22 protein-coding genes are annotated in these 19,374 nt (G+C 70.5%); all 22 read left to right on the plus strand.

Features of this window, described 5'->3' with window-relative positions; translation table 11 throughout:
* Positions 1 to 85 precede the first annotated feature (85 nt).
* The 22 genes from HD597_RS56170 to HD597_RS56275 all read left to right on the plus strand — a co-directional run bounded on the left by HD597_RS56170 (position 86) and on the right by HD597_RS56275 (position 19,368).
* On the plus strand, positions 86 to 652 hold the full coding sequence (locus tag HD597_RS56170) for a hypothetical protein (protein ID WP_253756573.1): 567 nt from the start codon (positions 86 to 88) through the stop codon (positions 650 to 652).
* Positions 636 to 2,135: a hypothetical protein gene (locus HD597_RS56175; protein ID WP_253756575.1), complete on the plus strand. Its 1,500-nt coding sequence runs from the start codon at positions 636 to 638 to the stop codon at positions 2,133 to 2,135. Before HD597_RS56170 ends, HD597_RS56175 begins: the two co-directional genes overlap by 17 nt.
* 66 nt (positions 2,136 to 2,201) lie before the next feature.
* Positions 2,202 to 2,486, plus strand: coding sequence for a hypothetical protein (locus HD597_RS56180; RefSeq protein WP_253756577.1), 285 nt, complete (start codon positions 2,202 to 2,204; stop codon positions 2,484 to 2,486).
* On the plus strand, positions 2,483 to 4,534 hold the full coding sequence (locus HD597_RS56185; RefSeq protein ID WP_253756579.1) for a phage portal protein: 2,052 nt from the start codon (positions 2,483 to 2,485) through the stop codon (positions 4,532 to 4,534). The genes HD597_RS56180 and HD597_RS56185 overlap by 4 nt, the downstream gene beginning before the upstream one ends.
* A complete protein-coding gene (locus tag HD597_RS56190; protein WP_253756581.1) occupies positions 4,535 to 5,614 on the plus strand; it encodes a head maturation protease, ClpP-related in 1,080 nt (359 codons plus the stop codon). It abuts the gene before it with no gap.
* Complete coding sequence (locus tag HD597_RS56195) at positions 5,611 to 7,008, plus strand: phage major capsid protein (protein ID WP_253756583.1); 1,398 nt, start codon at positions 5,611 to 5,613, stop codon at positions 7,006 to 7,008. The genes HD597_RS56190 and HD597_RS56195 overlap by 4 nt, the downstream gene beginning before the upstream one ends.
* A 21-nt stretch (positions 7,009 to 7,029) precedes the next feature.
* Entirely contained in the window at positions 7,030 to 7,539 is a 510-nt protein-coding gene (locus HD597_RS56200; protein ID WP_253756585.1) for a hypothetical protein, read from the plus strand.
* Positions 7,540 to 7,551: 12 nt separating this feature from the next.
* Positions 7,552 to 8,016: a hypothetical protein gene (locus tag HD597_RS56205; RefSeq protein WP_253756587.1), complete on the plus strand. Its 465-nt coding sequence runs from the start codon at positions 7,552 to 7,554 to the stop codon at positions 8,014 to 8,016.
* The gene (locus tag HD597_RS56210; protein WP_253756588.1) at positions 8,016 to 8,738 is read left to right on the plus strand and encodes a hypothetical protein; all 723 of its coding nucleotides are present in this window, start codon (positions 8,016 to 8,018) and stop codon (positions 8,736 to 8,738) included. The genes HD597_RS56205 and HD597_RS56210 overlap by 1 nt, the downstream gene beginning before the upstream one ends.
* A 2-nt stretch (positions 8,739 to 8,740) precedes the next feature.
* Positions 8,741 to 9,832 (plus strand): hypothetical protein, encoded by a 1,092-nt coding sequence (locus HD597_RS56215; protein ID WP_253756590.1) that lies wholly within the window; start codon positions 8,741 to 8,743, stop codon positions 9,830 to 9,832.
* Positions 9,833 to 10,222, plus strand: a complete 390-nt coding sequence (locus HD597_RS56220) for a hypothetical protein (RefSeq protein ID WP_253756592.1) — start codon at positions 9,833 to 9,835, stop codon at positions 10,220 to 10,222. It abuts the gene before it with no gap.
* Complete coding sequence (locus HD597_RS56225; RefSeq protein WP_253756594.1) at positions 10,222 to 10,680, plus strand: hypothetical protein; 459 nt, start codon at positions 10,222 to 10,224, stop codon at positions 10,678 to 10,680. The genes HD597_RS56220 and HD597_RS56225 overlap by 1 nt, the downstream gene beginning before the upstream one ends.
* Entirely contained in the window at positions 10,677 to 10,859 is a 183-nt protein-coding gene (locus HD597_RS56230) for a hypothetical protein (protein ID WP_253756596.1), read from the plus strand. The genes HD597_RS56225 and HD597_RS56230 overlap by 4 nt, the downstream gene beginning before the upstream one ends.
* Complete coding sequence (locus tag HD597_RS56235; RefSeq protein WP_253756598.1) at positions 10,856 to 11,143, plus strand: hypothetical protein; 288 nt, start codon at positions 10,856 to 10,858, stop codon at positions 11,141 to 11,143. The genes HD597_RS56230 and HD597_RS56235 overlap by 4 nt, the downstream gene beginning before the upstream one ends.
* Positions 11,136 to 11,891: a hypothetical protein gene (locus HD597_RS56240; RefSeq protein WP_253756600.1), complete on the plus strand. Its 756-nt coding sequence runs from the start codon at positions 11,136 to 11,138 to the stop codon at positions 11,889 to 11,891. The genes HD597_RS56235 and HD597_RS56240 overlap by 8 nt, the downstream gene beginning before the upstream one ends.
* Positions 11,891 to 12,214 carry a hypothetical protein gene (locus HD597_RS56245; RefSeq protein ID WP_253756602.1) on the plus strand — a complete coding sequence of 108 codons (324 nt, stop codon included), beginning with the start codon at positions 11,891 to 11,893 and terminating at the stop codon, positions 12,212 to 12,214. Before HD597_RS56240 ends, HD597_RS56245 begins: the two co-directional genes overlap by 1 nt.
* Positions 12,214 to 12,645: a hypothetical protein gene (locus tag HD597_RS56250; RefSeq protein ID WP_253756604.1), complete on the plus strand. Its 432-nt coding sequence runs from the start codon at positions 12,214 to 12,216 to the stop codon at positions 12,643 to 12,645. Before HD597_RS56245 ends, HD597_RS56250 begins: the two co-directional genes overlap by 1 nt.
* Before the next feature lie 3 nt (positions 12,646 to 12,648).
* Entirely contained in the window at positions 12,649 to 12,876 is a 228-nt protein-coding gene (locus tag HD597_RS56255; RefSeq protein ID WP_253756607.1) for a hypothetical protein, read from the plus strand.
* A 92-nt stretch (positions 12,877 to 12,968) separates the two neighbouring features.
* Positions 12,969 to 13,304 carry a hypothetical protein gene (locus tag HD597_RS56260; RefSeq protein WP_253756610.1) on the plus strand — a complete coding sequence of 112 codons (336 nt, stop codon included), beginning with the start codon at positions 12,969 to 12,971 and terminating at the stop codon, positions 13,302 to 13,304.
* Positions 13,289 to 13,732 (plus strand): hypothetical protein, encoded by a 444-nt coding sequence (locus HD597_RS56265; protein ID WP_253756612.1) that lies wholly within the window; start codon positions 13,289 to 13,291, stop codon positions 13,730 to 13,732. The genes HD597_RS56260 and HD597_RS56265 overlap by 16 nt, the downstream gene beginning before the upstream one ends.
* 249 nt (positions 13,733 to 13,981) lie before the next feature.
* Entirely contained in the window at positions 13,982 to 16,600 is a 2,619-nt protein-coding gene (locus HD597_RS56270; RefSeq protein ID WP_253756615.1) for a hypothetical protein, read from the plus strand.
* Positions 16,600 to 19,368 (plus strand): hypothetical protein, encoded by a 2,769-nt coding sequence (locus tag HD597_RS56275; RefSeq protein ID WP_253756617.1) that lies wholly within the window; start codon positions 16,600 to 16,602, stop codon positions 19,366 to 19,368. The genes HD597_RS56270 and HD597_RS56275 overlap by 1 nt, the downstream gene beginning before the upstream one ends.
* Positions 19,369 to 19,374: the final 6 nt, after the last annotated feature.

Consider the following 19,374-nt stretch of genomic DNA (forward strand, 5'->3'; position numbering starts at 1 on the left):
ACGCATCGCTGCTTCCGCGGTGTGGCCCCGGACCTCTTGATCGGGGGCACATTAGAGACATGAGCGCAGGCACCGGCCCAACCCCATGACCGGCCCAACACGAGACGGCAACGGCCGCTTCGACCGCGACCCTGAGACGGCCAAGCGGGATGCCGAGGCGTGCCGCCTGCGCGCCCAGAACATGAGCTACCGGCAGATCGCCGCCGAGCTCGGCGTGGACGTGCACACCGCCTACGACGCCGTCCAGCGTGCCCTGCGCGACACCCTCCAAGAGCCTGCCGACGACGTCCGGCGGCTGGCGCTGATGCGGCTCGACGAGTACGCCCGGCATGCCCGCGAGGTCCTCCGCAACACGCACTACGTCGTCTCCCAGGGCAGGGTCGTACGGCTCACCCGGGGAGGAACTCCTCTGGAAGATGACATGCCGAAGTTGCAGGCGATCGACCGGCTCCTGAAGATCGAGACGCAGGTGTCCGACCTGCTCGGCCTGAAGGCCCCGCAGCGCGTCTCGATCGACGCGCAGAACCTGGGCGAGGAGATCCGGGACCTGATCGCCGCGCTCGTCACCGGCGACGAGGACGAGGACCTGGACGACGAGGAGGGCCAGGCCGACGAGCCCGGCCCGGACGGCCGCGGTGACGAGCCCGCCTGACCTGGCCCGCATCGCGGCCAGCGTGGACGAGCTGGTGCGTGCCGGCGACACCCGGCGGCTGCGCGCGGTGCAGCGTCAGCTCAAGTCCGCGGTGGACCGCAAGCGGCTCGCCGAGCGGGCCCGGAAGTACGCCCGTGACCCAGTGGGGTGGGTGCGGCGGCGGCTCAAGCAGATCGTCTGGTCAAAGCAGCGCGAGGTCCTGGAGTCCGTCCGCGACAACCGGCGCACCGCGGTGCAGTCCGGCCACGGCGTCGGCAAGTCCCACACGGCGTCGCTGGCGGCCTCGTGGTGGCTGGACACGCACCCGCCCGGGCAGGCGTTCGTCGTCACCACAGCGCCCACGTACGCGCAGGTGCGGGCGATCCTCTGGCGGTACATCCGCCGCATCCACAAGGCCGCCGGGCTGCCTGGCCGGGTCAATCAGACCGAGTGGTGGCTGGACGACGAGATCGTGGCGTTCGGTCGCAAGCCGTCCGATCACGACGAGTCCGCGTTCCAGGGGATTCACGCCCGCTACGTGCTGGTGATCCTGGACGAGGCGTGCGGGGTGCCGGCGCAGCTGTGGGTGGCGGCCGACGCGCTGACGACCAACGAGGACTGCCGGATGCTCGCGATTGGCAACCCCGACAACCCCGCGTCGGAGTTCCGGAAGGTGTGCCGGCCCGGGTCGGGCTGGCACGTCATCAAGATCTCCGCGTACGACTCGCCGAACCTGACCGGCGAGCCGATCCCGCGCGAGGTGGCTAAGGCCCTGGTCGGCAAGGAGTGGGTCGAGGAGAAGCGGCGGGAGTGGGGCGAGGACAACCCGCTGTACAAGGCCAAGGTCGAGGGGGAGTTCTCCGAGGACTCCGAGTGGCAGGTCGTCCGGGGCAGCGACGTGGCGGCGTGCCGGATCGGCAGGGACGAGCCGCGCCCGGCCGAGCAGCTGCTGCCGGTCGAGCTGGGCGTCGACGTCGGCGGCGGCTCGGACGAGACGGTCGTCCGTGAGCGGCGCGGCATGGTGGCCGGCCGGGAGTGGCGTAAGCACACCGACCGGCCGGAGGAGATCGCGCCGCTGATCAAGATGGCGATCCGGGAGACCGGCGCCACGAAGGTCAAGATTGACTCGATCGGCGTCGGGTTCGGCGTGATCGGCGAGCTGCGCAACGACAAGGCCCTGCGCAATGTGCAGATCATCGGCGTCAACGTGGGGGAGAAGGCGAGCAGGCCGGACAGGTTCGCCAACCTGCGGGCGGAGATCTGGTGGGAGGTCGGCCGCGGCCTGTCGGAGCGGCGCGGCTGGGACCTGAGCGCGATGGAGAACGGCGACACCACCGTGGCGCAGCTGCTGGAGCCGCAGTGGGACGCCGACCCGACCGGGCGGATCAGGGTGGAGAAGAAGGAGGAAGTGATCAAGAGGCTCGGCCGGAGCCCCGATAATGCGGACGCTCTCCTCCTGGCGTTCCACAATGGCGGGCCGAAGGGGCGTGTCCGCTTCACCTAGCAGGAAAATCTTCGGACGATCGGCGTGTCTGCCGAAAATATTCCTGCCCGCGCTACCATCCGAAGTATGGCGACCCCCGCGGCCCGCGTCACCACGTTCCGCACGGCGTTCCGAGACGAACGCCAGGCCGCCGCCGCGCGCCCGCCGCGCACCCCCCTCACCGTCCGCGCCGCCCGCCGCCTCGCGCGCATCCTGCCCCGCTGGGCCACCATCCGCACCGCCGTCCTCAGCGTCTCCGGATTCGGGCTGATCACCGCCGCCGCCTGGCACCTGCACATCGTGGCCGGCCTGGCCACCGCGGGCGTCAGCCTGCTGATCCTGGAGGCCCTGTCCGGCGGTGACCGCAGGTGAGATCCCCGCTGCGCACCCTGACCGGCCGCATCATCGCACCGGCGAACAAGGCGCCCGTCCCGTACGAGGGCAGGGCCCGCACCTGGGGCGGACGCCTGTTCGGGAGCCGCATCGACGCCGAAGCCCAGATGCGCACCATGGGCTCGATCGGCACGGTGTTCGGCATCGTCCACCGCACCAGCAACGCGTTCTCCCAGGTCGAGTGGGGACTGTGGGAGAAGGCCGAGTCCGGCCTGGACGAGGACCGCAAGCCCGTCACCCGCCACCTCGCACTGGACATCTGGAACCGCCCGAACCCCTTCTATACAGGGCAGTTGTTCAGGGAGTCGTTCCAGCAGCACCTCGACCTGGTCGGCGAGGCCGTGTGGGTCGTCGCCCGCAACCCGCGCATGCGGCAGATCCCGCTGGAGCTGTGGCCAGTCAGGCCGGACCGGATCGAGCCCGTCCCGTCGCGGGAGAACTTCCTCGCCGGCTACGTCTACATCGGCCCGGACGGCGAGCAGGTCCCGCTCAAGCTGGACGAGGTCATCCGGCTGATGATGCCCAACCCCTTGGACCCGTACCGGGGGATGGGGCCCATCCAGAGCGTGTTGTCCGACATCGACGCCAGCAAGTACTCGGCGCAGTGGAACAGGAACTTCTTCATCAACAGCGCGCTGCCCGGCGGCATCATCGAGGTCCCCGGCGAATGGACCGACGACGAGTTCGACCAGTTCCGCGACCGGTGGGAGGAGCAGCATCGCGGCGTCGCCGCCGCCCACCGCGTGGCTCTGCTGGAGAACGGCGCCAAGTGGGTGGACCGCAAGTTCACCATGCAGGACATGCAGTTCACGGAGATGCGTGGCCTGTCCCGGGAGATCATTCGTGAGGCGTACACGATCCCCAAGTTCGCGCTCGGGATCATCGACGACGTCAACCGTGCCACGGCCGAGGCGAGCAAAGCCTGGTTCGCCGAGATGCTCACCGTGCCCCGCCTGGAGCGGGCCAAGGGCGCCCTGAACAGCTTCTTCCTGCCCCTCTTCGGGGACGCTGCCAGGAACCTGGAGTTCGACTACTGCGACCCCGTCCCCGCCGATGCCGAGGCCCGCGACCGGGAGCGGCTGAGCAAGGCCGAGGCTGCCCAACGGCTCGTCATCGCAGGGTGGGCGCCGGACGACGTCGCCGACGCGGTCGGGCTGCCCCGCATGACCTACGTCGGCCCGCCGGCGGGAGCGAAGCCGCCGGCGCTGTCGAACCAGAAGTCCGGCGAGCAGCTGCTGGCCGGACTGCGCGGTGAGCTTCCGGCGGCACCGGTGGCGCAGGACGAGGACGAGGACGAGGTGGAGCGTCTTGTCGAGCAGGCCATGGAAGCCATTCGAACGCTGTTCGAAAATGCGTTGGATGCGCTCCTCGCCGCCTGGGACACGATCAACGTGGCCTGGCGGCGCGACCTCGTCGACCAGGTCCGCCAGGCCGTCGAAGACGACGACGTCGCCCAGCTCGCCAGCCTGGCCCCCGACACCGACCAGGCGAAGGTCGAGCTGTCCGACGCGCTGATCGCCCTGACCCGCGCAGCTGCACAGCAGCTCGCCGACGAGGCCGCAGCCCAAGGCGTCACCGTTGAGCCCGCCGACCCCGACGAGAGCGGCCTGGGCGCCACGGCCGTCGTGGTCGTGGCGCTGCTCGCCGCTGGCCTTGCCGCGGCGGCCGCGCGGGAGGCGCTGCGCGTGTGGGGGCCGGACGCCCAGCCCGACGAGGTGGCTCACCAGGTGGACGAGCACCTGCGCGGCCTGTCCGACCGGACGTTGCGCGACGAGCTCGGCGGTGCCCTGCACCACGCCCAGCAGGAAGGCCGCATGGCCACGCTGGAGGACGCCCCGGATCCCGAGGTGTGGATCGCCAGCGAGCGCAACGATGCCAACAGCTGCGCGAACTGCCGCGAGGTGGACGACAAGCGGTTCACCGACTACGCGAGCGCGCGGGCCGCCTACCCGGTCGGGGCGTACCGGGACTGCCTCGGCCGAACCCGCTGCCGGGGCACGATCGTGCCCATCTGGGAGGAGCAGTAAATGACGTGGATCCACCTCCCCGCCGAGTACCGCAACCTGCGGATACCACCGGCCGCACAGAAGCAGGACACGCCCCGCTGGTACGAGTTCCGCAACGCCAGCGAGGACGACGCCGAACTGCTCATCTTCAGCGAGATCGGCGGCTGGTTCGGCGTCTGGGCCGACGAGTTCGTCGAGGAACTCAACCAGGTGAGCGCGACACGGCTGACCCTGCGCCTCAACTCGCCCGGCGGCTCCGTCTGGCACGGGGTGGCGATCGCCAACGCTCTGCGCGCGCACCCCGCGAGCGTGACGGTCCGCGTCGAGGGCCTGGCCGCCTCCATCGCCTCGATCATCGCGCTCGCCGGCGACCGCCTCGTGATGGCGCCGAACAGCATGATGATGATCCACGACGCGTCCACGTACACCTGGGGCGACGCCGCCGAGATGCGCAAGACCGGCGACGTCCTCGACAAGATCTCGGACAACCTGGCCGACGCCTACGCTGCCAAGGCCGGCGGATCCCGCGCCGAGTGGCGCGGCCGGATGCTCGCGGAGACCTGGTACACCGCGGCCGAGGCCGTCGAGGCGGGCCTGGCCGACGAGCTGATGATCCCGCCGAAGACCGACGACCCGGACGAGCCCGAAGGCCCCCAGGACGCGGCCAAGCTCATGGCCGCCCGCTGGGACCTGTCGGTCTTCCGGTACGCCGGGCGTGCCGCCGCGCCCGCGCCCATCCCCGCACCCGCTGACGCCGCGCCCCAGACCGGCACGCTGGCCGACACGGGACGGGCAGGTGCGCACGACGGCCGCCTGCCGTACCCGCTGTCCACGACGGCAGCACCCCAGGACCAGGCGCCGGCTGCGACTCCGTCGCGTTCCCCCGACGCGACACCGCATACCCCTCATGCGGAGCCCGTCCCGCAGCCGGCGTCTGCACGTGCTGAGCCCGCGCCACCGGACGCGACCGGCACCAGCCCGGCCGCCGAGCCAGTCGCCGGGCCGGTCGTGGACCCGTGGGCGGACCTCGTCGCCCACCTACTGACCCCCGCGGACCCCTCCGCGGAGGACCTGCTAGCCCATCTGAGGGAGGCAATGTGACCACCCCCGTCCTGCCTAAGGACATCCCCATCCCGGCCTCCTCGGAGGAGCTGGCCGAGTTCATGGGCGACCCGGGCAAGTACCGCCCGGTGCTCGCCGACGTCGGCACGCTGACCAAGTTCATCCAGGCGTACGGACAGAAGCTCCAGGGCGAAGGCACCGACCTGCACCGCGCGGTCGCCGCCGAGACGCAGCGCCAGCTCGCCGGCTACCTGCAGGACAAGGACGTCGACCCGGACAACGCGGACCGGATCAAGCGGCTCAACCTCGACCCGCAGGCGGCCCGCGGCGGCAAGCGCGCGAGCATGCTCACCAGCTACGGCCAGGGCGCCGCGCACAACCCCCACGCCCCCGGCGCCGTGCTGGACCACATGTTCAACACGAGCGTGGAGTACCTGGAGGCGATCTGGCACCTGAGCCCTGGGGAGGGCTCGGCGTCGAAGAAGGCCGCGATCCGCAACGCCGCCAGCTCGGTGTCGCCGGCGGACGGCGGTTTCCTCGTCCCGGAGAACCTCCGCTCCCAGCTGCTGGAGATCGCGCTGGAGATGGCGGTCGTCCGCTCCCGCGCCACGGTGGTGCCGATGGACTCGGCGAGGGTCCCGTTCCCGACGATCGACGTCACCAGCAACGCATCATCGCTGTTCGGCGGCATGATCGCGTACTGGGGCGAGGAGTCTGCGGCGCTCACCGAGAGCGACCCGAAGTTCGGCCGCGTCGTCCTGGACGCCAAGAAGCTGACCGGGCTCAGCGTGGTGCCGAACGAGCTGCTGCAGGACAGCCTCATCTCGTTCTCCGCGCTGATCGAGCGGCTGTGGCCGATGGTCCTGGCGTTCGAAGAGGACGCCGCGTTCATGACAGGCCCGGGCGTCGGCGAGCCGCTCGGGTTCCTCGGCGCGGGCAACTCCGCTGGCATCGCGGTCGCCACAGAGGGCGGCCAGCCCGCGGACTCCATCGTGTACGAGAACGTCGTCAAGATGTACGCCCGCATGCTGCCCAGCTCGATCGGCCGGGCGGCGTGGATCATCAGCCCAGATGTGATCCCTGAGCTGTTCACCATGGCGCTCTCGGTGGGCACGGGCGGCAACAGCGTGTTCGTGGTCAACGCGGCCGGGCCCGGTCCGATGACGCTGTTCGGCCGGCCGATCATCGTCAGCGAGAAGGCCGGGCGCCTGGGCGACCGCGGCGACATTGCGTTCTGCGATCTGGGCTACTACCTGATCGGCGACAGGCAGTCGATGACCGCCGCGTCGAGCACGGACTACCGGTTCGGGCACGACCAGACGGCGTACCGGATCATCCAGCGGGTCGACGGCAGGCCGTGGATCCAGTCGGCGATCACCCCCCGCAACGGCGGCAACAGCCTCAGCCCGTTCGTCGAGCTCGCGGCCCGCTGAGCCAGGAAGGACCTACTGATCATGGCCGTAGAGGCATACGCGCTCGGCAAGAACTTCAACATCGGCGCCGTCACCGTTCCCACCGACGCAGTCGCCGGCGCCATCACCGGACTGCGCACGCGGATGAAGGACGCTGCGGTGTGCAGCTTCGTGATCGTCACCACCGGTGGCTCCACCGACATCACGGACATCGACCTGCAGGAGCACAACGCCGCGAGCGGTGGCACTTCGCAGGACCTCGACGTCATCACCACCTACTACTACCGATCCGAGGCCAGCCTCGACGGTGACGAGCAGTGGACCAAGGGCACCCAGGCCGCCGCCTCCGAGATCACCAACGTCGGTGCCGCGTCGGAGGAACTCCTCCTGGTCGTCGAGGTCCGCGCGGAGCAGCTGTCCGACGGGTTCGAGTGGGTCAGCGTGAACGTGCCCGACCTCGGCACCAACGGCACCCGCTACGTCGCCGTGATCCCCATCCTGTCCGGGCTGAAGGTGCAGCGAGCGCCTGAGAAGCTCGCCGCGCCGCAGTAAGGAGCTGCCGACATGACGACGATGATTCAGGGTGACCAGCTCCGCACGCTGCTGCTCGGCGCGAAGGTCGACCGTGCGGCGGCGAACCTGCCGCAGACCGCGACCGGGGCGCTGTTCAACGTGACCGGCGGCCGGGTGCTCGTTACGAGCATCACCGGCCGCGTCACCACGTCGATTCAGGCGCAGGCTAACGCGGTCAAGCTCGTGGCCACGCCGAGCGGGAGCGGCACGGTCAACGACCTGTCGGCCACGGTCGACGTCAACGGCCTGGCCGCCGGCGGGCTGCTCGGCGCGACCGGTCTGGCCGGCGACGCCCTGGTGAAGTCGACCGGGGGCGGCGTGTCCAACCTGCGTAACCCGATCGTGGTCGCGCCGGGTGCGATCGGCCTCAACACCGCCGCGAGCAACACCGGCCAGGTCGAGTGGTCGCTGACGTACGTCGCGCTGGACAACGGCGCGACCGTGGCGGCGGCCTGATGGCCATGCTGGTGTGCTCCGACTGCTCGACGCGGTACGCGCAGGACCTGGAGACCTGCCCGCACTGCGGCGGGCGTGAGCGCGTCGAGGAAGGCAGTACGCAGGGGTCGCGGCTGCCCTTCCTCGACGTCACCTGTCCGACCGCCGGGTGCCGGGCGGAGGACGTCGTCCGCCGCATCCATCAGCCGATGATCGTCCCCGGCGTGGTGGAGCGGCCGACGTACGTGTGCGTGTCGTGCGGCGCCGTCATGCTGCCCGTCGCGGGCTGGCCTGGCCTGGCCGGGATGGAGGAGAACATGCCGAAGATCACCCGCCATGGCGGGCCCACCAACGCGGCGGCCGATCGCGAAGAGGAGAGCGCCGGTCGGCCGCCGGCCAACGACCCGGCCATCGAGCCGCCCGAGCGCGAGCACCAGCTCAACGGCCCCAGTGAGGGGATCGAGGTGCCGGCCGACGGCACCGAGTCGCCCGAAATCACCGGCGACGGGTCCGGCGAGGCCCTGCCGCCGGTCGAGCAGGAGGGAGACGAGCCATCTCCTGGGAACAGCTCCTCGACATTCTCCGAGACGCCGCCGCCGAGCGAAGAGACGAGCAGTCCCGCCCCCCGCAGGCGTGCCCGAACGACGGCGAGCCGCTCGAAAGCGGCCCAAACGGAGAGCTCCACTGCCGATGGGACGGATGGCAGTGGCCCCGAGACGCCTGATGAGGGCAAGGACGACTGAGCATGGCGATCACCCGGGCCTGCTACTGCACGCGGGAAGACGTCCAGCGGGCGCTGGACGTCAAAGAGACCGCGCGCTCGGCCCGGCAGATCGACCGGGCAATCGAGTCCGCCTCCGACGCGATCGACGGCGGCGCAACCGGCGCCAACCGCGGCGCCGGCATCCTGAAGCGCAGGTTCTTCCCCGAGATGGAGACGCGGACGTTCGACTGGCCCAACCCCCAGGGAGCCCGCTCCTGGCGGCTATGGCTCGACCAGCACGAGCTCGCGGCGGCCACTGCGGTGGTCGCCGGCGGGATCGTCATTCCGCCGGGGGACTACTTCCTGCGTCCCGACGACGGGCCGCCGTACAACCGGCTGGAGATCGCCCTCGACTCCAGCGCCGCCTTCAGCTCGGGGGCCACGCACCAGCGGGCCATCGCCATCACCGGCACCTGGTGCGGCTGCGACATCGCCACCGCCACGGCCGGAGCGCTCGCCGAGGCCCTGGACTCCAGTGAGACCGCGGTCGACGTCACCGACTCCAGCCTGATCGGGGTCGGCGACCTGGTGGCCGTCGGCGCGGAGCGGATGCTGGTCACGTCCAAGAGCATGCTCGACACCGGCGTGGACATCCACGCTGGCGACGCGCTGACCGCCGCGGCGTCGGACGTGTCGATCACCCTGTCCACCGCCACCGGCGCGCCCACGGTCGACGAGGTGATCCTGATCGACTCGGAGCGGATGCTGGTGGTTGACGTCGCCGGGTCGGTCCTCACGGTGAAGAGGGCGTGGGACGGGTCTGTGCTGGCCGCTCACGCCGCCGGGAGCAGCATCTACGCCCCGCGCACCCTCAACGTGGTGAGGGGCGCGTACGGCACTACAGCGGCCACGCACGACACCGCCGCGGCGGTCGAACGCCACCTCGTGCCCGGCCTCGTCCGCGACTACTCGCTCGGCCTGGCGCTCGTGCAGCTGCTCGGCGAGCAGGCCGGGTACGCGCGCACCGCCGGCACCGGTGACAACCAGCGCGAGGTGACCGGGCGCGGCCTGGCCCAGCTCCGCAAGGACTGCATCACCGCCTACGGGCGCAAGGCCAGGATCCGGGGGGTGTAGATGGAGTTCGTCTTCGACGTCAACACCTCGGGCCCGATCTTCCGGCGCGGGTACGCCGAGCAGGTCATCCGCGCCTACCGGGACGAGGCCACGCTGAAGGTCGCTGGCGTCGGCAAGGGCATCCTGCACGGGTACCTGCATCAGTTCCTTCAGCACCCCACGGGCTACTACCAGTCCAAGATCGCGGTCAAGCAGATGTTCGGCGCGGCTGTCATCTACGACCAGCGCGTCATCTACAGCTGGTGGCTCGCCGGCGTCGGGTCCCGGAACTTCCCCATCACCCGGTTCAGGGGCTACAAGCACTGGCCGCTGACCCGCGCGGACCTCACGGCCAAGGCCGGCGAGGTCGCCGAGCACGTGCTGCACCAGTACGTGAGGAGGCTCAACTGATGGCGCTCAACATCGCCGGCATCCTCGACGCCACGGTGTCGCACGCCCAGGGCCTCGGCCTGTTCGAGCGGGTGAACACGCACGAGCCGGAGAACGCGCCCGGCAACGGCCTGTCCGCGGCCGTCACCGTGGCCGAGGTCACGCCCATCCCGGGGGCGTCCGGACTGGCCGGGACGACCGGCCGCCTCACCCTCAACGTCATGATCTTCGCGCCGGTGCCGCAGGAGCCGGCCGACGACATTGAGCCGCTGCTCGTCGCCGGGGTGGACGCCCTGTTCACCGCCTACTCCAGCGACTTCGAGCTCGGCGAGCGGGTCCGCAACGTGGACCTGCTCGGCGCGCACGGCACCCCGCTGTCCGCGACCACTGGCTACGTGACGATCGACGCCCAGACCTACCGGGTCGCGATCGTCACCCTCCCGCTCATCGTCAACGATCTCTGGGGGCAGGCGCCATGACCGCGCTGGAGCTGGCCCGGGTGGGCTACGACGCGTACGGCGATCACGTCGACTGGGTCAACCACGCCGGCAACGTCATGCCGCGCTGGCGCGAGCTGCCGAAGCCACAGCGCGAGGCGTGGACGGCGGCGGCCGAGGCTATCGAGCGGGCAGCGCTCAAGGAGAGGGGGAGCGTGTGATCGTCACCGTCACCAAGGCTGCTCGGGACGGCCATGTCGTGCGCTGGCACACCTGCCTCGCCGCGGCCCAGACCTTCCGGCCGGTCATGACGGCCGATCGGCACGGCGTGCGGGTGAATGCGTACCTGCACGAGATCCCCGCCGAGGCGCTCCAGGCCGCTGAGCAGGCGTACGAGACTCTGCGCCGGGACCGGGAGGCCGACGTCTCCCACCTGGCCACCCACGTCCACCGTGGGCCCTCCAACGGGCCGCTCGTCCCCGTCGAGGAGGCGCAAGATGAGTAAGCAGACAGGTCTCGGTGACGCGTTCTGGCTGGACGGCTACGACCTGTCCGGCGACGTCGGCGCGCTGGGTCGGATCGGCGGCGGCCTGGCCGGGACGCAGGACATGACCGGCATCAACAAGTCGGCCATGGAGCGAGCCGGGCTCGCGAGGGACGGCGCGCTGGAGTGGACGAGCTTTTTCAACCCCGGCACCGCCGCGGCGCACGAGGTGCTGTCCACACTGCCGTTCACCAACCGGATTGCCACCTACGGGCGAGGCACGGGCCTCGGTTCGCCGGCGGCGTGTCTCATCGGACGGCAGATCAACTACGACCCGTCCCGCGCGGCCGACGGCTCGCTGACCATCTCGGTCCAGGCCCTCGCCGACGGCTATGGCCTGGAGTGGGGCCGCCAGCTCACCGCCGGCGTACGTACCGACACCGGCGCCGCCAACGGCGCATCCGTCGACTTCGGCGCGGTCGGCTCCTTCGGGCTCCAGGCGTGGCTGCACGTCACCGCGTTCACGGGCACGGACGCCACGATCCGGCTGCAGCAGTCCAGCGACGACGGCGGCGCCGACGCGTTCGCGAACGTCACCGGCGGCGCTTTCACCCAGGTCACCGCCGGGCCGACCTCGGAGCGGATCCAGACCGCGCGGGGCCAGGCCGTGGAGCGGTATCTCCGCGTCGTCACCAGCACCAGCGGTGGTTTCTCCTCGCTGTCCTTTGTCGTGGTCGTGAGCGTTAACCCGGTGAGCGTGGTGTTCTGATGGCCACCTACTGCCCGTGTACGACCGGGACCGTCGCCCTCTACGTCGACCAGGCCGACGACGACCTGCTCGTCGCGGTTCCCGTCGAGGCATGGGATGAGGCCGGAGCCGCGTACGTGGCCGGGCTCAGGGGCCTGGTGCTGGCCGATTCGCGGCCGGGATTCGTGCGCCTGGAGCAGGCGAGCGCGCGTCTGCCGCGGCCGGATGCACCGGTGCGTGAGCCGGTCAAGATCGGGGCTCCGGAACCCCGCGGCCCCCACGGCCCGCGCGACCCCCTGGACCCGCGCGGCCCGCGACCCGCCACCGAGAAAGGCAGACAGTAGTGAGACCCCTGAACCGCATTACGCCGGCGGCGCCGGTGAACGCCTTCCAGACGTACCGGATCGTGTCGCCGCCGGACCACGCGGTGCGCAGCGCGTGCGAGGACGTTGGCTGTCCAGCCTGGCGGTGCGGCTGGGAGACGCAGGTAGACGAGGGCACCGACCTTGGGCGGGCGCAGGCCGCCTACATCCGGCAGCAGGCAGGCCGGACCTACCGGGAGCGCCGCACAGGCGAGGGGCTGACCGTCTTCCAGTTCATATCGGGGCAACGGTGTTTCGCCGAGCACCGCACCCGGCCGGAGACCTTCCTCGTCCGGGGCGGGGACTGGCGCCAGGACCTCGGCCTGATCCGCCAGCACTCCCGGGGCGCGGACTGGGTCGAGGACTTCGCGCTCCACCAGGACCGCCTCGCGCGGCAGACCGAGAGGGGATAGCCGATGCCGCGCAACTACGTGGCGGTGCACGAAGGACTGCTGAAAGCCCTTCGGGACGCCGGGCTCTGCGATGACGACACGAGCCGCGTGGTGATCGACATCAAGGCGGGCTGCATCCCGGTGATCTACACCGAGAAGTTCGCCAACCCGGACCGCGACCTGCTGTCCGTCGTGACCGCGCTCGGCGGAGTCCAGGTCGAGATCAGGAAAGCTGAAGAAGGAGGGCAGTAGCCATCGCGAAGGAGACCGGCCTCGCATGGTCCGCGCTGAGCATCGACGACAGCGGCGGCACCCTGCGCGACATCAGGAACGACGTCACGAACATGGAGTTCGCCACCCCCAGGGCGGTCCAGGACGTGACCGGCGTGGACAAATCGGCGATGGAGCGGCTGCTGCTGCTCGCCGACATGAGCATGTCCCTGAACGGCGTCTTCAACGACGCCAGCAACGCCTCACACGACGTGTTCAAGACCGTTCCGAGCACCTCCGTGGCCCGCGAGTTCACGCTCACGGTCAGCGGCCAGACGCTCGGCACCACCCCGCTGTGCACCCTTCTGCCGACGGACTACGCGCTCACCCGCGCGGCCGACGGCAGCCTCACCTGGCAGGTGCCCCTCGTACTCGCCAACGGCGCAGTCCCCACGTGGACGTCGGCGTGACCGGCTACGTGCGGCCGCGCACGCTCCTCCTGCGGTGGGAAGACGGAGAGTTCGCCGGCCTGGAGATCCGTGCCCGCCGGGCCAGCTTGGAGACCTTCTTCAGGTTCGCTCCGATCCTGGACGCCGGCATCGACGTGTCCAACCCGAAGGGCCGCGAGGAGTTCCTGGGCCTGGCCTTGGAGTTCGGCACGTACTTGGTGTCCTGGAACGTGCAGGACGAGGACGGGCACGGCAACAAGACGCCGGTCCCGTGCACGCCCGAGGAGTTCGTCGCCTCAGACCCCCGGTTCTTCCGCGAGGTGCTGGACCAGTGGGCCGAGGCCATCGCTGGAGTGCCCGTCCCTTTGGACAGCAGATCGCCCGGTGGCGAGCCGTTCCCGGAGGCATCTCTGCCTGTGGAACCCCTGTCACCGAGCCTCGCGAGCTGAGGGACGCGCGCTGGATTCTCGCGCAGTGCACCCGCTTCGGATGCCTGCCCAGCGCGCTGATGGAGGAAGACGCAGGGCTGATCCGCCTGCTGCGCCTGGAGGAGATGGCCGGACCGAACACGGGGGAGGGGGCGAGCTGGATTGAGCAATGAAGTCGAGATCGTCGTCTCATCGAGGGACCGGACCGGGCCCGGCCTGGCCGCCGCCCGCGGCAAGGCCAGCGCGTTCGCCGCCAGCACCAAGGCCACCTTGGGCAAGGCTGGCGTCGAAGCCGGGCAGGCGCTCGGCGACGGGATCGTACGTGGCGCCGGCGCCCGTCTGCGAGACAGCCGCGGCCGGTTCGTGCGGGGCGGCCAGGACCTGGGCGACGGCATCGCCGAAGGCATCGAGTCCGGCACCCGCCGTGGCGACCAGATCGTGGGCGGCTTCACGTCCTCCGTGCTGTCCAGCTTCCGAAAGCTGGGGCCCGGCATGGGGGCCGCGGTCACAGCCGGCCTGTACGGGGCGGCGGCTAGTGCGGGCACCGCGGCGGGCGCGGTCACGCTGGCGGTCGGCGGCGCGCTCACGGCCATCGGGGCCGTCTCGGCTGCCCAGTCGGTGAAGGTGCGGCAAGAGTGGTCCGCCGTCGGCCAGGAGGTCAAGGCCGATCTCGCGGACGCTGCCCAGCCGATGGAACGCTCCGCCCTGCGGGCGGCCACGGTCACGAGGGCCACCTTCTCGCGGCTCAAGCCGTACTTGAGCAGCTTTTTCTCGGACAGCGCCCCCGCTGTTGATCGTTTCGTCCGGTCGATCGGTGACGGGGTAGCCTCCCTGGGCCCGGCGCTGGTCCCTCTGGAGCGCGGCTACAGCGCGGTCCTGGACCGGATCTCCGCCCGGAGCCCGGCGATCTTCGGGGCGTTGCAGCGGTCGATCGAGAACGTAGCCGAGACCGCCGAAGAGCACGCCGACGACATCGCGGGCGCGTTCGAATTTGCGGCCAGGGCCGTCGAGTTCACGACCGAGGCCGTCGATGCCCTCGCCGACTCGTGGTCCGACTTCACCGGCGACGTCAGCGATTTCACCTCCGGGAACACCGACTTCGGCAAGGGGTTCGCCGATGGCCTGTACGACCTGTACGAGAGCCTCGGCATCAACACCGAGCACATGCAGAAGATGCGGGAAGAGTGGGCCAAGACCGACGCCGCGGCGGCCAACAGCGGCGGGGTGAAGGGCGCCTCGTCCGCCGCCTCCGATCTCGGCGGCGCGGCCGACGACGCCGCGGCGGGGCTTCGGGATCTCAAGGCCGAGTTCGAGCGGCTGACCGGGCCGGCTCTCGACGCGGCGGAGGCTCAACTCCGGGTGGAGGAGGCGATCGACCGGGCCGCGGAAGCCGTCCGGGAGAACGGTCGCACCCTCGACATCCATTCGGAGAAGGGCCGGGCCAACAAGGACGCCCTGATCGACCTGGCGCGTGCGTCTCAGGAACACCTCGTGGCCATGCAGAACGAGGAGGCGTCTGCAGGCGCTATCGCCGAGAAGTACAGCCAGTACCGTGGCCAGCTGGTGCAGGCGGCGCGGCAGGCCGGGGCGACGAAGGCGGAGGCTGAGTCGCTCGCTGCGGCGTGGCTGGCTGTGCCGGAGTCGGTGACGACTGCTGTGCGAGGCAATATCGGCGACCTGGAATCGAAGATCGCAGCAGCGAAGGCACGGTTGCGTGACCCGAAGCTGACCCGGCCGGAGCGGGCGCAGATCCGTGCTGAGATTTCCGACCTGCAGCGGAAGGTGGCGGCGGCGAAGGCGGCGCTGGCGTCGGTCAACGGCAGTCGTGCGACGACGTTCATCGACACCATCTACCGGTACAGCGGTAAGCCGCGGGTCGGCAGCGGCACCGTGTTGGCGCCCGGTTTGGCTCGTGGCGGCATCGTCGGCGGGCTCGGTGGGGTGAAGCGGTTCGCTGACGGCGGCGTGTCCGGTGCCGGGTCCAGTCTCGCGATGGTGGGTGAGCAGGGGCCGGAGCTGGTGCGGCTGCCGGTCGGGTCGTCGGTGACCGGGGCGGGGCAGACGCGGGCGATGCTCGGCGGCGGGGGCGCTTCCGGGTTCGGGTCGATCAGCATGGCATTCCGGCAGGCCGGAGGGGACAGCGCGGGCAGCCTGGCGGGGAGCATGCGGGACCTGACGAAGGCGTTGCGCGAGGTCGTCTCGCTGAGGGACGGCATGTCGCGCTTCACCGACAGCGTGTTCGGCCAGGGCCGTGCGCTGATGGCGTACGAAGAGGCGTGGGACGCCGTGCGCCGGTCGATGAAGGAGAACGGCAAGTCCCTCAACATCACGAAGGAGAAGGGGCGGGAGAACCGGACCGCGTTGATGGGTCTGGCCGACGCGGCGCACCAGGTGGCGTTCGCGATGCGGGACATGGGCAAGCCGACGTCCGAGATCGTGACGAAGATGCGTGAGCAGCGCGCCGAGTTCATCAAGATGGCCCGCGCGTTCGGCCTCACGAAGAAGGAAGCCACAGCGCTGGCGGACAAGTGGGGGCTCATCCCGTCCAAGGTCAAGAGCGTCCTCACCAAGGAGTCCGCGGACCTCGCCTATAACAAGCAGGCGGAGGCGTTCAACGCCCGCCTCGACGGCAAGGCGACGGGCGGGCCAGCCGGCGGGTGGACGATGGTCGGCGAGCGCGGCGCCGAGCTCGTGAAACTACCCTTCGGTAGTCAGGTCACCTCGGCGAATCAGACCGCGGCCATGCTCGCAAGCGGCGCGGCGCCGGCCCCCACCGTCATCGAGCTGCGGTCCTCCGGCAGCGCGATCGACGACATGCTCCTGCAGATCCTCCGCAAGGCCATCCGCGTCCGCGGTGGCAACGTCCAGCTCGTGCTCGGGAGGACCTGATGGCGTTCCCTCAGACCGTCCTGCCGCTGGCCGTCGAGCTGCATCTCGACGGCGCGTGGGTGGACGTCACCTCGCACGTGTACCGCCGAGACATGGTGAGCATCCGGCGCGGCCGGGCGGACGAGGCCGGGCAGGTCGACCGGTCCTCCTGCTCGCTGACCATGAACAACAGGGACGGCCGCTACAGCCCCAGGAACCCCGTCGGCCCGTACTACGGGCAGCTCACCCGCAACACCCCGATCCGGATCGCCATTGAGGACGGCGACACCTACCTCGCGCTCGACGGCACAACCGGCGACCGGGCCACCACGCCCGACCACGCGAGCTTGGACATCACGGGCGACATCGACATCCGCATCGACCTGACCGCCGCCTCCTGGCGGACGGTGATGGACATGGCCGCCAAGTACGAGACCACCGGCAACCAGAGGAGCTGGGCGTTCTACCTGCACGGCGACGGCGGCGGGCGGCCGTGCTTCACCTGGTCGGCGAACGGGACGGCGACCACCGACATCGTGGCCACCGTGCCGTGCCCTGCTCCGGCGAGCGGGCGCCAGGCGCTGCGGGTGACGTTCGACGTCAACAACGGAGCGGGCGGCAACACGGCGACCTTCTACTACGCCGAGACGATCGCCGGGCCGTGGACGCAGCTCGGCGACCCCGTCGTCACCGCGGGCACGACGTCGATCTTCTCCAGCTCGGCCGAGCTGGAGGTCGGCGACGTCACCGACTTCACCGGGTTCCCGGTGGTCGGGGCGGTGCACGCGTTCGAGCTGCGCAACGGCATCGCCGGGTCGATCGTGGCCAACCCCGACTTCACCGCGCAGACACCCGGCGCGGCCAGCTTCGCCGACTCGTCCGGCCGGACGTGGACGGTGCAGGGGGGCGCCGCCATCAGCAACCGGTGCTGGCGCTTCCACGGCGAGGTGAGCAGCTGGCCGCCGCGGTGGGACATCACCGGTGAGGACGCCTACGTCCCGATCGAGGCGTCCGGCGTGCTCCAGCGGCTGAGCCGGGGTGGCGATTCCCGAGACTCCAGCGGTGCTCAGGGAGGCGTTCTCGGCTCAGCCATGTACCGGGGCCGCATCTTCGACACAGCGGGCCTGGTGGCGTACTGGCCGCTCCAAGATGCCGAAGGCAGCACGTCGCTGGCGCCGGCGCTCGACCATGGACCGCTGACCATCATCGGCACGCCGACGCTCGCGGGGTTCGAGGGGTTCACCGCCTCGAACCCGATCCTGGTGCTGGCCAACGCCGAGCTGCGCGGCGGCGCGCCCACCTACACCGACACCGGGCAGACACAGATCCGCTTCCTCATGGCGGTCCCGTCGGGCGGCGACGCTGACAACCAGGCCATCTTGACGTTCTACACGACCGGCTCCGTGCGCAGGTGGGAGCTGCACTACGGCACCGGCGGCACTCTCGGACTGAGGGCGTTCGACGCCGGCGGCACGCAGCTGTTCGACACCGGCGACATGGCCTATGCCGTGAACGGCGAACTTCTCCTCGTCAGCGTCGAACTCACGCAGGACGGCGCTGATATCGACTACACGGTGAGCACGCTCGAACCGGGCGCCTCCTCGGGGCTGGCCACCTCAGCCACGCTGAACGCGAACACCGTGGGCCGCGTCGGCTCGGTGATCCTCAACCCGGCCGGTGGGCTCATCACCACAGCAATCGGCCACCTCAGCATCCAGAACGTCGTCACGACCCTCTTCGACCTCGGCTCCCAGCTCGACGCCTGGCGGGGCGAGCGGGCCGGCCGCCGCATCGAGCGGCTCTGCGCGGAGGAGGGCGTCGCGTTCCGGGCGCTCGGCGACCTCGACGACAGCGCCAGGCTCGGCGCGCAGCTCCCCGACACCCTGATGAACCTGATCCGGGCAGCGGCCGACGCCGACGCGGGGATGCTGTTCGAGCCGCGCGACGTGCTCGGGCTCGGCTACCGGACCCGCACGTCGCTGTACAACCAGGCCGCCCGGCTCGCCCTCGACTACGAGCAGCACGAGCTGGCCGACGCCGTGTCCCCGGTGGACGACGACCAGGCGATCACGAACGACGTGACCGTCACCCGCACCGGCGGCTCCAGCGCGCGGGCGGTGCAGGAGACCGGCACCCTGTCCGTTCTGCCACCCCCGGCCGGGGTGGGCCGCTACCCGGGCGAGGTCACGGTCAACGTCGAGTACGACCTCGACCTGTTCGAGCAGGCCGGGTGGCGGCTGCATCTCGGCACCGTGGATGAGGCCCGATACCCGCAGCTCAGCATCAACTTCGCGCACGAGAGCTTCGCCAGCGACGCCGCGCAGACGGCGGCGGGGCGGGCGCTGGAGGTCGGCGACCGGGTCACGGTGGCCAACCCTCCCGAGGAGATGCCGCCGGAGACGATCAGCCAGTTGGTACAGGGCATGTCGGAGGAGCTCGGCAATTTCGAGCACAGCATGACGCTCAACTGCTCGCCCGAGTCCCCATACCAGGTGGGCACCTACGACGGCACCGCGCGCTACGAGCCGTACGACACCGTGCTCAACGAGCCGTTGGACACGACGGAGACAGGGGTGGACATCACCACGGCGACCGGGCCGCTCTGGTCCACCACCTCCACCGGCTACCAGATCATCATCGGCGGCGAGGTGATGACCGTGACCGCCGTCGGCGCCGCGGCGGGCACCGTGCAGACCCTCACCGTCACCCGGAGCGTCAACGGCGTGGTCAAAAGCCACGCCAGCGGTGCCGAGGTGCGCATGTTCCAACCCGCCATCTACGCGCTGTAAGGAGAT

Source organism: Nonomuraea thailandensis (assembly GCF_024172165.1).
Lineage (GTDB): Bacteria > Actinomycetota > Actinomycetes > Streptosporangiales > Streptosporangiaceae > Nonomuraea > Nonomuraea thailandensis.

Coding starts and splice junctions, on each gene's coding strand:
- HD597_RS56170 (WP_253756573.1), top strand. CDS start 86: ATGACCGGCCCAACACGAGACGGCAACGGCCGCTTCGACCGCGACCCT.
- HD597_RS56180 (WP_253756577.1), top strand. CDS start 2,202: ATGGCGACCCCCGCGGCCCGCGTCACCACGTTCCGCACGGCGTTCCGA.
- HD597_RS56190 (WP_253756581.1), top strand. CDS start 4,535: ATGACGTGGATCCACCTCCCCGCCGAGTACCGCAACCTGCGGATACCA.
- HD597_RS56200 (WP_253756585.1), top strand. CDS start 7,030: ATGGCCGTAGAGGCATACGCGCTCGGCAAGAACTTCAACATCGGCGCC.
- HD597_RS56205 (WP_253756587.1), top strand. CDS start 7,552: ATGACGACGATGATTCAGGGTGACCAGCTCCGCACGCTGCTGCTCGGC.
- HD597_RS56210 (WP_253756588.1), top strand. CDS start 8,016: ATGGCCATGCTGGTGTGCTCCGACTGCTCGACGCGGTACGCGCAGGAC.
- HD597_RS56215 (WP_253756590.1), top strand. CDS start 8,741: ATGGCGATCACCCGGGCCTGCTACTGCACGCGGGAAGACGTCCAGCGG.
- HD597_RS56220 (WP_253756592.1), top strand. CDS start 9,833: ATGGAGTTCGTCTTCGACGTCAACACCTCGGGCCCGATCTTCCGGCGC.
- HD597_RS56225 (WP_253756594.1), top strand. CDS start 10,222: ATGGCGCTCAACATCGCCGGCATCCTCGACGCCACGGTGTCGCACGCC.
- HD597_RS56230 (WP_253756596.1), top strand. CDS start 10,677: ATGACCGCGCTGGAGCTGGCCCGGGTGGGCTACGACGCGTACGGCGAT.
- HD597_RS56240 (WP_253756600.1), top strand. CDS start 11,136: ATGAGTAAGCAGACAGGTCTCGGTGACGCGTTCTGGCTGGACGGCTAC.
- HD597_RS56245 (WP_253756602.1), top strand. CDS start 11,891: ATGGCCACCTACTGCCCGTGTACGACCGGGACCGTCGCCCTCTACGTC.
- HD597_RS56255 (WP_253756607.1), top strand. CDS start 12,649: ATGCCGCGCAACTACGTGGCGGTGCACGAAGGACTGCTGAAAGCCCTT.
- HD597_RS56260 (WP_253756610.1), top strand. CDS start 12,969: ATGGAGTTCGCCACCCCCAGGGCGGTCCAGGACGTGACCGGCGTGGAC.
- HD597_RS56275 (WP_253756617.1), top strand. CDS start 16,600: ATGGCGTTCCCTCAGACCGTCCTGCCGCTGGCCGTCGAGCTGCATCTC.